This window comes from Promicromonospora sp. NPDC059942 (assembly GCF_042731755.1).
Classification (GTDB): Bacteria; Actinomycetota; Actinomycetes; order Actinomycetales; family Cellulomonadaceae; genus Promicromonospora.
In genome coordinates this window covers 219,335-230,689 of record NZ_JBHWLR010000009.1, presented here as the reverse complement: position 1 = coordinate 230,689, position 11,355 = coordinate 219,335, and the positions used below count along the sequence as shown (strand labels likewise).

Genomic DNA, 11,355 nt, shown 5'->3' with positions numbered 1-11,355 from the left:
TGCCCGCCCATGTTTCTTGGTTTCAACGACGGCGTTTCCCACAAGAGGCACACCTGGCCCCACGCCACTTTCTTCCCCCAACACCGGGTGGTTGCGGTGGGGTCAGTCGAGCGACAGGGTCGGGACGAAGGACTCGACGAAGGCCTCGGCCGTCTCGGGGGGCAGGTTGAGCGTGATGTAGTACGCGCCCGGGCCGGTGGCCGGCTCGATGACCAGGAGCCGCGGGCCCTTCTCGTCGTCGGGGACCTCGGTGCCGGCGGGCAGCCCGTAGACCTCGGCGGCGACGTCGAGCTCGACGGCCCTCTTCGCCCCCGCCAGGTCGAACGGTTCGCCGCCGGTCCGCTCGGCGATGCCCGGCCACTCCTTGCTCTCGGGCCCGTCGTCGTAGAACGCCATCCGGAGGAACGGCGGGGCGTCGGGATCCGCCTCGCTGTGCCACATGTCCGACGTCACGCCGGGTTCGTCCGAGACCGGCCCGCTGGTCACGATCTCGGGCGGCAGGGAGTAGGTCAGGCCCTTCAGCACGTGGGTGTGCCAGCCCGCGGGCGCCTCGCCGGCGGCAACACCGGCGGCGGCATCGGCGGCCCCTTCCGTGGCCGCGGCAACAGCCGCGTCGGACACCGACGTCGACGGCGCCCCGCCCGGGAGCAGCATGCCGGTCGTCGTCGGGCCGCCGAGGGCGAACGCGGCGCCCGCGAAGGCCGCCACCGCCGTCAGGCCGCCGCCGGTCGCGAGGACCGCGCGGCGGGTGCGGGTACGGCGCACCGCGACGCTCGCCAGCGCGTGGGCGTCGGCGGGGCTCGGCGGCACCACACCGCCGCTCACCTCGCGGACGTGCGCCAGCCAGCTGTCGTCGAGCGGCTCCGGGGCGTGGTCGTAGCTGGTCATGCCTCTGCTCCTTCCGAGAGCAACGTGCGCAGGCGGGCGAGGCCGCGTGCGCCCTGGGACTTCACGTTGCCGACGCTGACGCCGAGCTCCTCGGCGACGTCGGCCTCCGACCGGTCGAGCAGGTGCCGCAGCACCACGACCCGTCGCTGGCCTGGCCCGAGCTGCCGGAGCGCCCGCACGAGGCGTTCGCGCTCCGCGACCTGGGCACCGCTGTCGCCGACGGAGCCGACGGAGCCGACGGCGTGCTGCCGCTCCTGCGCGACGGCCAGGTCCTCCGGCGGCTGGAGCACCTCGCGGCGGGTGCGCCGCCAGCCGTCGATGCGGGCGGTGGCCAGCACCTTCCGGGCGTAGGCGAACGGGTTGCCGTTGATCCGGGACCAGCGGCGGTAGGTGCGCTCCAGCGCGATCTGGGTGAGGTCGTGCGCGCGGTGGTCGTCACCGCACAGCAGGTAGGCGATGCGGTGCAGGGCGGCGGTGTGCTCGACGGCGAAGAGCCGGAACTGCTCCTCGGCGGACGCGCCGGTGCGGACCACCGAGAACCCGGGGGCGTCGTCCCGGACGGCCGCCGGCCCGTCCTGCCGGGAGGTGCGGACCGGCGGACCGGTCGCTTCGCTGATTGTGCTCATGCCCCATGGACGCGTCCCGGGTCCGATCAGGTTGCACGCGGGATCTTTCCGGTTGCCGAGGTTCGGTAGGATTGCCCCACAGGCATCGACCCGGCCATCACCGGCGAGCCTCCGGAAGAACAGGTCACCCCACCGCCGTCAGGCAGGGGGAGCCCCAGTAGAACCGGACGGGTAGGCCCGTCACAGCCGTCAACGAGCGGCCGACCGCGCATGCGGGCGGCAAGCGGGGTGGTACCGCGGCGCACCCAGGTGCGGCGTCCTCGCAGCAGAGCACCACAGAAGTCCACCTGCTGCCGAACCGCGTACCCGCCAGGAGCCAGAAGAATCATGGCCTATCCGCTGCACCGTCCCAGCGACGCCGAGAGCGCCGTCCCCGCCTCGCCCAGCCTGCCCGACCTCGAGCGCGACATCCTCGCGTACTGGGAGCAGGACGACACCTTCCGCGCCTCGGTCGACGCCCGCCCGGCCGGCGAGAACGGCAGCAACGAGTTCGTCTTCTACGACGGCCCGCCGTTCGCCAACGGCCTGCCGCACTACGGCCACCTGCTGACCGGGTACGCGAAGGACGTCGTGCCGCGCTACCGGACCATGAAGGGGCAGCGCGTCGAGCGCCGCTTCGGCTGGGACACGCACGGCCTGCCGGCTGAGCTGGAGGCCATGAGCCAGCTCGGCATCAAGACCAAGGACGAGATCGTCGAGCTCGGCATCGACAAGTTCAACGAGGCCTGCCGCTCCAGCGTGCTCAAGTACACCGACGAGTGGCGCACCTACGTCACGCGCCAGGCGCGCTGGGTGGACTTCGAGAACGACTACAAGACCCTGAACCCGACGTTCATGGAGAGCGTCATCTGGGCCTTCAAGTCGCTGTTCGACAAGGGCTTGATCTACGAGGGCTTCCGCGTGCTGCCCTACTGCTGGAACGACCAGACGCCGCTGAGCAACCACGAGCTGCGCATGGACGACGACGTCTACCAGCAGCGCCAGGACCCGGCCGTCACGGTCGGCTTCCGGGTCACCGAGGTGCCCGACGGCGCGGACACGCTGCGCGCCGACGACCACCTGCTCATCTGGACCACGACGCCGTGGACCCTGCCGTCCAACCTGCTGGTCATGGTGGGGCCGGACATCGACTACGCGATCGTCGAGTCGTCGTTCACCGGCACCCCGCAGCGGTACGTGCTGGCCGAGGCCCGCGTCGCGGCGTACGCCCGTGAGCTCACGGACGAGGGCGCCGAGGAGCCGACCGTCGTCGGACGCCTCAAGGGGAGCGACCTGCTGGGCGCCGCCTACGAGCCGCCGTTCGCCTACTTCGAGGGCCACGCGGGCGCGCACCGCGTGGTCGAGGCCGACTTCGTCACCACCACCGACGGCACCGGCCTGGTGCACAACGCCGGCGCGTTCGGTGAGGAGGACAAGCAGGTCAGCGACCGCGAGGGCGTGGACCCGGTCATCCCCGTGGGCGCCGACGGCGCGTTCACCTTCCCGGTCGAGGAGTACGCGGGCCTGCAGGTCTTCGCGGCGAACGCCCCGATCATCGACCATCTCAAGGCGCGCACGCGCGGCGCGGGCGACGACGAGGCCGGGCGGACGACGCCGGGCACCGTGCTGCTGCGCCGCGAGCAGTACGCGCACTCCTACCCGCACTGCTGGCGCTGCCGGAACCCGCTGATCTACATGGGCGTGTCCTCGTGGTTCGTCGAGGTGACGAAGTTCAAGGACCGCATGGGCGAGCTGAACCAGGAGATCACCTGGGTGCCCGACCACATCAAGGACGGCCAGTTCGGCAAGTGGCTGGAGAACGCCCGCGACTGGTCGATCACGCGCAACCGGTTCTGGGGCTCGCCCGTGCCGGTGTGGAAGAGCGACAACCCGGCGTACCCGCGGATCGACGTCTACGGGTCGTTCGAGGACCTGGAGAAGGACTTCGGGCGGCTGCCGCTGGACCAGGACGGCAAGCCGAACCTGCACCGGCCGTTCGTCGACGACCTGACCCGGCCCAACCCGGACGACCCGAGCGGGCAGTCCATGATGCGCCGCGTCGAGGACGTGCTGGACGTCTGGTTCGACTCCGGCTCCATGCCCTACGGCCAGGTGCACTACCCGTTCGAGAACTCGGACTGGTTCGAGCACCACTTCCCGGGCGACTTCATCGTGGAGTACATCGGCCAGACGCGTGGCTGGTTCTACATGATGCACGTGCTGTCCACGGCGCTGTTCGACCGGCCCGCGTTCAAGACGGCGGTCTCGCACGGCATCGTGCTGGGTTCCGACGGCCGCAAGATGAGCAAGTCGCTGAAGAACTACCCGGACGTCAACGAGGTCTTCGACCGCGACGGCTCCGACGCGATGCGCTGGTTCCTCATGGCCTCGCCGATCCTGCGCGGCGGCAACCTCATCGTCACGGAGGACGGCATCCGCGACGCCGTCCGCCAGGTGCTGCTGCCGCTGTGGAGCACGTACTACTTCTTCACGCTGTACGCCAACGCCGGGAACGACGGCGCGGGCTACGCCGCCCAGCCGCTGACGCCGGAGCGTGTGGCCGGCCTGCCCGTCATGGACCGGTACCTGCTGGCGCGCACGCGCGGCCTGCTCGCCGACGTGACCGAGCAGCTCGACACGTACGACATCGCGGGTGCCTGCGACTCGGTGCGCCAGTACCTGGACGCGCTGACCAACTGGTACGTGCGCACGCAGCGCGACCGGTTCTGGGCCGAGGACGCCGACGCGTTCGACACCCTGTCCACCGCGCTCGAGGTGCTGTGCCGGGTCATGGCGCCGCTCGCGCCGCTGCTCACGGAGGAGGTCTGGCGCGGCCTGACCGGCGAGCGCTCCGTGCACCTGGCGGACTGGCCGTCGCTGGCGCCGGGCTCGCGCGAGGGCGAGGTCCTGGTGGCCGACGACGCGCTCGTGGCCGCCGTCGAGTCCGCCCGGGCCGTCGTGTCGCAGACGCTGGCGCTGCGCAAGGCGAACAAGCTGCGCGTGCGGCAGCCGCTGCGGTCGCTCGTCGTGGCGGTCGCGGATCCGGACGGCGTCGCGCCGTTCACCGGGCTGCTGGAGACGGAGCTGAACGTCAAGGAGGTGCGCCTGGTCGCGTTCTCGCCCGAGGTCGCGGCGTCGTTCGGCGTCACCGAGCGGCTCGCGGTCAACGCCCGCGCCGCCGGGCCGCGCCTGGGGCGTGGCGTGCAGGCCGTGATCAAGGCGGCGAAGTCCGGTGCCTGGTCCGTGTCCGGGGCGGGCGCCGTCGTGGTCGCGACGGCGGACGGCGACGTCGAGCTGCTCGAGAGCGAGTACGAGCTGACCACCGTCGTCGCCGGTGACACCGCCGGGGACGTCGCCGAGCCCACGACGGCGGCGAGCGTGCTCGCCGGCGGCGGGTTCGTGGTGCTCGACCTCGAGCTCGACGACGCGCTGCTGGCGGAGGGTTACGCCCGCGACGTGGTGCGGGACGTGCAGGACGCGCGCAAGGCCGCGGGCCTGCAGGTCGCCGACCGCATCACGCTGGACCTCACGGTCCCCGCCGAATGGGTCGCCGCCGTCGAGGCGCACCGCGACCTGGTCTCCCGCGAGACGCTGGCGGAGTCCCTCACCGTGAGCGCCGGGCCGGAGCGCGCCGTGACGGTCGCCAAGGCCTGATGCCCGTCGGCTGACGCCGCCCGCGCACCCGCGGGCGGCGTCAGCTGTCGATGCGGGCGTCCCACCTGGCGAGGATGTCCACCATCGGGATGCCGTAGACGTACGAGAAGCACTGCGTGGTCACCGAGGTGCTGCCGCAGCTGCGGCGGTTGGAGCCGCCGTCGATCATGCCGCGGGCGTACGCCTTGCCGTCGATGACGGCGTACATCGGCCCGCCGCTGTCGCCGCCGCCCACGACGACCCCGCCGTCGTCCCGGCTGGCCCGGAAGCCGTGGCAGGTCTTCTTGCCGCAGGTCCACGCGACGTCGACGGCGCGGACCTTGGCCCCGCAGTGCTCGCCCGTGACCGCCCCGGAGGAGCAGATGTTCTGGCCCACGGCGGGCTGCTGCACCCCGACGACGGGGAACCTGTAGCGCGCGTTGACGCTCGACGCGTTCCACGGCCCGCCGAACACCGAGCCCGACGTCCCGGGCTCGCCGACCGGGTCGATGAGCTCGGCGTCGATCTCCAGGGCGCGGTTGGTGACCTTGCCGAGCTGCTGGCCCTCGCCGTCGCGCACCAGGGAGCCGATCCCGGCGTTGCAGTGCGCCGCGCTGACGATCTTGTGGTTGCCGGCCGCCGTGACGATCGAGAAGCCCGTGGTGCAGTAGTCGGAGCCGCTGCTGGTGGCCATCGCGCCACCGGCGCTCCACGGCGCGGCGTCGTTGCGGCGGCTGACGGCGGTCGGCTGGACGCCGTCGTCGACGAGCTCGACCTGGACGGGCACGCCGGCCGCGGCGGTCAGGTTCTCGGCCAGGCCGGCCGTCCGGGCGGCGGCCGAGTCCCGGCTGACCTCGACGACCAGGCCGGTGTAGTCGCCGGCCGGCAGCGCCGCGACCACGGCGTCCGGGCCGTACGCCGCCCGCTGGCCGTCCAGCAGCCGGGTGCTCGCCGCGTGCAGGTCCGCCTCGCTCAGCGCGGCCCGCGCCACGTCGACGGTCACCCCCGCGGGGACCTGCTCCGCCAGCGCGCCGACCGAGGCTGGCACGTCGCCCTTCCACGAGACGGTCACCCGCGCGGCGTCGTAGTCGACGGCGACGCCGGCGTAGCCGGGAGCGCCGGCCAGCGCCGTGGCGGCGTGTGCGGTGTGGTCCACGGCGGACTCCAGGGCGGACTCCAGGGCGGCCCGTTCCGGCCCCTGGCGAAGACCGCCGGCGGTCGCCGGAACCGAGACCACCACCGACGCGGCGAGTGCCGCAGCGGCGACCCCGACGACGATCGTGCGGTGCACCGTGCTCTTTCGTCCCATGCTGTTGGTTCCCCCTCGACGAACCCTGCGCATCACGTCCGACGCCGCGATGTCATCGTTCTCGACAGGGTGAAATGCCGCAACACAGACGTGTGGTTCGTCCGGAGCTGACGCGGGCTGACGCGCGTTCAGCAGGCGGCATGCGACCGCCTCGCTGGTCCAGACGGTCCCGGACGCCCTGCTGAACGCAGCTCAGTTGGCCGGGGCCCCCGGCGGGCGCTCGAACGCGGTGTCGGTCCCGACGTCCAGCGCGTCCAGCACGAGACCCATGTACGACTGCGTGCCGATGAGGAGGCATCCGCCGCCCTCGGCCCGGGCGACCTCCATCCCGTGACCGATGGCGGTGCGGGCGTCCAGCACCTCGCCGTGCAGGTCCTCGGCCCGGGAGAACTTCAGGTAGTCGTCCGCCCGGGCCGGGATCACACGGTCGAACCCACGCAGCTCCGCGAAGCAGGCCGCGACGTCCTTCGTGTCGGGGAAGCTGGCCACCACGGTGTCGAGCCGACCGTGCCAGCCGAGGTATTCGGTGACGGCGGCCGCGACGCCCTCAGGCGAGATCGCGCCGTCGGCCATGACGGGCACCCCGTCGAGCACGTGCCGGCTCATCCGTCCCGGGATGCGGACGCTCGCGAGGGCGGCGGTGGCCGCCGCATCGTCAACCGGCCAGCCGAGGACGGCGGCCATGGCGTGTGCCGCGGCCTCCCCGAGGGCAGCGTTCAGCCGGGTGATCGGTGGCAGCCCGGTGGTGGCCGTCGGCGAGTCCGCCGTCACCGTCACGACCGACGTGCCGAACCGCGCGGCGGTCTCCTCCACGATCGCGGTCACCTCGGCGTCCTGCTCCACCGTCACGATCGTCCGTGTCGCAGGGCCCACGACACCGAGCAGGTCGCGTGCCACGTCGCCGAGGGTGGGGCCGAGCAGGTCGCCGTGCTCGTAGAACACCCTGGTCACCGCCACCACCTGCGGGTCGAACAGGCTGACCTCGTCCGACCGGCCACCGAGCCCTTCCTCCAGCACGAGCACGTCGGAACCCCGGTCTGCCGCCCAGGCCGCTCCAGCGATCGTGAACGCCCCGGTCGGCGACAGGTACCCGTCGCGCGTCGACGGGACCGAACCCCGGGCCCGGGCGAGGGCCTGCGCGAGATCCTCGTAGTCCTCGGGGGTGATGGCCCGACCGTCGACCCGCATGCGCTCCCGGTTGGTCCGCAGGCCTGGCGAGGAGACCAGACCAACGTGGGCCGGGCGGTCTCCCGCGACGATCGCGGCGGACAGCGTCGCGGCGGCGTGCACCGCCGTCGTGCCCTTGCCCTTGGACCCCACCACGGTGAGCACGGGCGGCGTGCCGTCCCACGTACCCAGCGCCGCGCCGACGGCCCGAGCGCGGGCCAGCGACCGGTGCGCCCCGGGTTCCTTGTCCCGCCACTCCTCGAAGAAGGGGCCGTCTCCGGGAAGGTGCTGGGCGGTCACCCACACACCCTCTCATCGCCGCGGCCCACCGCGGGACCGGTCGGCTCGGCCATCTCCTCCACCCAGCCCTCGTCGACCCGAGCCCCGCTCCGTGGGTGGGGGATGCGCAGGCGGGCCAGCGCGAACACCGACATCAGGGCCGTCCCGAGGCCCAGCGTGATCCAGTGGGGGTCGGGCAGAGCCGCACCGGCGAGCACCAGGCTGGCCAGGGGGACCACCAGGGCGTTGAGGTTGCCGACCAGGACCGGTCGCAGGCGGCGTCGCACGGTGACCACCGTCGCCACCGGCGCACCCAGGTCGTTCCGGAGACTGGACGACATGCGCACCACCACGTGCGGTGACATGCCTTCGGGAAGGTGGGGCCAGAGGCGATTGACCCGCTGCACCTTCTTGATCGAGACCGGCGGTACGCCCGTCTCCGGCGGGTCATGGTCGGCGACGGCGAGCGCGGCGACCTCGCGGCCTCCCCAGCGGACCAGCACCTGCTGACCGGACTCGACACCGATCCGGTCGAACACCGCGGGGTGCAGGGCGATCACGGGTGCCCCGTCGTCACCGGCGTGCGCCTGGACCACTCGGGCGGTGAAGTCCGGCGCGCGGAAGAGGGCGCGCCAGAGCCGTTCCAAGGTGTGGTCCACGGCGCTGCCCAGCCGGCGGAACCTCTTGTCCTGTGCCCGGCGCCGGATCACCTCCGAGGGAGCAGCCACGAGCGCGACAAGGCCGTCGTCCACGTCGCCGTCGGAGGCGATGAGAAGCCGGAGCTGGTAAGCGAGCCGGAGGCTTCCCTCCCGTACATGGTCGCGGGCCACGGCCCTGACCCAGGCCGTGACACCGTTCCGCACCAGGAGGTAGGTACCCGGGACCACGTCGGCGGGGTTGACGTGCACCTCGTCGGCAGCGGGCATGTCGCGGGCGAGCGCGGCGCGGGTGCGCAGCGGTATCACCGGCGGCACCCGCACCGACAGCGAGACGGCGCTGTTCATCGCATCGCTCAGGGCCCTGCTGGCCCCGATCTCTTCCGGAAGCAAGTCACGGGCACCGTCCGGTATCCCGTCGGCCGCCGCACTCCACGCCCAGGCGACCGTGGAGCGAACGTCGGTGGAGACGGTGACCGGCACCGGACCGTGGATCCCCGACAGCAGGTCCGGGTGGACGACGACGGTCGCCAGACCCGAGGGAATCTTCACCGGCACCGCCGTGAAGCGTGTCCGGGGTTGCGATGCCGAGCATTCGATCGCCGCGGCCAGGGCGGTGACCAGCCGGGAGAGTTCCTCCGGTTCACCCGACGGCAGGCGCAGGTGGGCCCCGATCTCCACCTGGACCGCCGCGATGCCACGCGCCTGGGCGAAGGAGGTGACGGTGGTCGGCCGCATGGCGTCGAAGATCTCGTTGGTCGTGACCCGAAGGCCGCAGCCCATGAGGGCCGCGACGACGTCGGCGGGCGCCACGCCGGTGCCGGTCCCGAGGTCGACGTCGGACTCCGGGCGGCTCCGCATGCCGTGCAGGTCTATGACGATCGCCGGCCGCAGCTCGGTCAGCCGTGCCTTGAGCGGATGCTCCTCGTCGAAGTTCGCGTCACCGGCCGTGCTCTGCGCTACCAGGGCGGTGCAGCCCGTCAGCCGGGCGAGCAGAAGGGCGAGGCCGCCCGTACCCCGGTCGGCGACCTTGGTCGCGCCGTCGCGCTCATGATTCGTCGCGTGCGGTGCGGTGACCACGACGTCCGGCCGCTTCGTCCCAGCGATCTCCAGCAGTCCCGGTGTCGGTTCCGACACACTGTCCGCGATCGCAGAGGGCCAGGGTGGTACCCCGCCTTCGTACCGGTCCTGGCTGAAGATCTGCTCGAATCCGAGCCAACGGGCCGTGAGGTCGTCGTCCGCCATCGATCCCTGCTGCCCGTCCGACACCTGCTGAGCCCCCGCACGAGATCGGCAACGTTGTTTTCGGAACCCTATCCTCGTCACGTGGACGAAGCCTTTGAAGCAGTTCGCCGCGAGATCGCGGCACGAGCCCCTGAATTTGACATCGACCCCACCATGGCCCGCGTCGAGCGGGTCCTGGAGCTGCTCGGCGACCCGCACCGCGCCTACCGGACCGTCCACATCACGGGGACGAACGGCAAGTCCTCCACGGCGCGCATGGTCGAGCGCCTCGTGCGCGAGCACGGGCTGCGCACCGGCCGGTTCACGTCGCCGCACCTCACGAGCGTCACCGAGCGCATCGCGATCGACGGCGAGCCGCTCACGCCCGAGCGGTTCGTCGAGGTGTTCGAGGACGTCGCGCCCTACATCGGCGTCGCCGACCGCGAGTCCCAGGAGAAGGGCGGGCCGCGCCTGAGCTTCTTCGAGGTACTCACCGTCATGGCCTTCGCCGCGTTCGCCGACGCACCCGTCGACGTCGCGATCATCGAGGTGGGCATGGGCGGCACCTGGGACTCCACCAATGTGGTCGACGGCGAGGTCGCCGTCATCACGCCCGTCGCCATGGACCACGAGCGGTGGCTCGGCTCCACGATCGAGGAGATCGCCACCGAGAAGTCCGGGATCATCAAGAAGGACGCCGTCGCGGTCATCGCCGAGCAGCCCGACGCCGCGATCGAGCCCATCCTCGCCCGCGCGCACTCCGTCAACGCCCACCTGATCCGCGAGGGCGTCGACCTGGACGTCGCCGACCGGCGCATCGCCGTCGGCGGCCAGCTCCTCGACCTGCGCACCCCCGCCGGCGTCTACACCGAGGTCTTCCTGCCCCTCCACGGCGCCCACCAGGCGCACAACGCGCTGCTGGCGCTCGCGGCCACGGAGGCCCTGCTCAGCGGCGGCCGGGCGCTCGGCGCCGAGATCGTCGAGGCCGCGTTCGCCGACGTCGACGCGCCGGGCCGCCTCGAGGTGGTGCGCTCCAGCCCCACGGTGCTGGTCGACGTCGCGCACAACCCGGCCGGCGCGGAGGCGATGGTGGACGCGCTCGGGGAGTCGTTCAACCTGGAGCGGGTCGTTGCCGTCGTCGCCGTGATGGCGGACAAGGACTCCGAGGGCTTCCTCTCGGTCCTGGAGCCCGTGATCGCGGAGATCGTGGTCACCCGGAACTCCTCGGACCGGTCCGCCGAGCCGGAGGACCTGGCCGAGGTGGCCCGCGACGTCTTCGGCGAGGACCGCGTGCACGTGGCCGACCGGCTCGACGAGGCGCTCCAGATCGCGGCGGACCTGGCGGAGGCCGACGAGACGGCGGGCGCCGCCGTCGGCACGGGCGTGCTCGTGACCGGTTCCGTGGTCACGGTCGCGGACGCCCGCATCCTGGTCGGCCGCGCCTGAGCACGAACGCCGGCCGCGCCTGATCGCGGGCGCCCGAGGCGCCGGTCCGGGCACCGGGGGGGGGCAGGGAACACGAGGGGGAGGCCCCCAACACGCACACCTCAGTCCAAGACGAACGAAGGAGGGGGGGTCAGGAAGGAGAAAGGGA

7 protein-coding genes are annotated in these 11,355 nt (G+C 72.4%); 2 read left to right on the top strand and 5 right to left on the bottom strand.

The genetic code is table 11. The annotated features are described in order from the left end of the window. Positions 1 to 102: 102 nt before the first annotated feature. Both ACFV9Q_RS16735 and ACFV9Q_RS16730 read right to left on the bottom strand, forming a co-directional pair. Positions 103 to 888 (bottom strand): hypothetical protein, encoded by a 786-nt coding sequence (locus ACFV9Q_RS16735; RefSeq protein WP_377235328.1) that lies wholly within the window; start codon positions 886 to 888, stop codon positions 103 to 105. Next, positions 885 to 1,514 (bottom strand): SigE family RNA polymerase sigma factor, encoded by a 630-nt coding sequence (locus tag ACFV9Q_RS16730; protein ID WP_377235327.1) that lies wholly within the window; start codon positions 1,512 to 1,514, stop codon positions 885 to 887. Before ACFV9Q_RS16730 ends, ACFV9Q_RS16735 begins: the two co-directional genes overlap by 4 nt. Positions 1,515 to 1,841: 327 nt before the next feature. Here ACFV9Q_RS16730 and ileS point away from each other — a divergent pair, with 327 nt between their 5' ends. Then, entirely contained in the window at positions 1,842 to 5,147 is a 3,306-nt protein-coding gene (ileS, locus tag ACFV9Q_RS16725) for an isoleucine--tRNA ligase (protein WP_377235326.1), read from the top strand. Positions 5,148 to 5,187: 40 nt separating this feature from the next. Here the strand turns inward: ileS and ACFV9Q_RS16720 are convergent, their stop codons facing one another. The 3 genes from ACFV9Q_RS16720 to ACFV9Q_RS16710 form a co-directional block, all read right to left on the bottom strand. After that, positions 5,188 to 6,435, bottom strand: a complete 1,248-nt coding sequence (locus ACFV9Q_RS16720; RefSeq protein WP_377235325.1) for a hypothetical protein — start codon at positions 6,433 to 6,435, stop codon at positions 5,188 to 5,190. A 192-nt stretch (positions 6,436 to 6,627) separates the two neighbouring features. Further along, positions 6,628 to 7,902, bottom strand: a complete 1,275-nt coding sequence (locus tag ACFV9Q_RS16715; RefSeq protein WP_377235324.1) for a hypothetical protein — start codon at positions 7,900 to 7,902, stop codon at positions 6,628 to 6,630. Further along, positions 7,899 to 9,980, bottom strand: coding sequence for a hypothetical protein (locus tag ACFV9Q_RS16710; protein WP_377235323.1), 2,082 nt, complete (start codon positions 9,978 to 9,980; stop codon positions 7,899 to 7,901). The genes ACFV9Q_RS16715 and ACFV9Q_RS16710 overlap by 4 nt, the downstream gene beginning before the upstream one ends. Between ACFV9Q_RS16710 and ACFV9Q_RS16705 the strand changes: the two genes are divergently transcribed. Further along, on the top strand, positions 9,936 to 11,207 hold the full coding sequence (locus ACFV9Q_RS16705) for a bifunctional folylpolyglutamate synthase/dihydrofolate synthase (RefSeq protein ID WP_377235322.1): 1,272 nt from the start codon (positions 9,936 to 9,938) through the stop codon (positions 11,205 to 11,207). The genes ACFV9Q_RS16710 and ACFV9Q_RS16705 overlap by 45 nt on opposite strands. Positions 11,208 to 11,355: the final 148 nt, after the last annotated feature.

Coding starts and splice junctions, on each gene's coding strand:
- ileS (WP_377235326.1), top strand. CDS start 1,842: ATGGCCTATCCGCTGCACCGTCCCAGCGACGCCGAGAGCGCCGTCCCC.
- ACFV9Q_RS16735 (WP_377235328.1), bottom strand. CDS start 888: ATGACCAGCTACGACCACGCCCCGGAGCCGCTCGACGACAGCTGGCTG.
- ACFV9Q_RS16730 (WP_377235327.1), bottom strand. CDS start 1,514: ATGAGCACAATCAGCGAAGCGACCGGTCCGCCGGTCCGCACCTCCCGG.
- ACFV9Q_RS16705 (WP_377235322.1), top strand. CDS start 9,936: ATGGCCCGCGTCGAGCGGGTCCTGGAGCTGCTCGGCGACCCGCACCGC.
- ACFV9Q_RS16720 (WP_377235325.1), bottom strand. CDS start 6,435: ATGGGACGAAAGAGCACGGTGCACCGCACGATCGTCGTCGGGGTCGCC.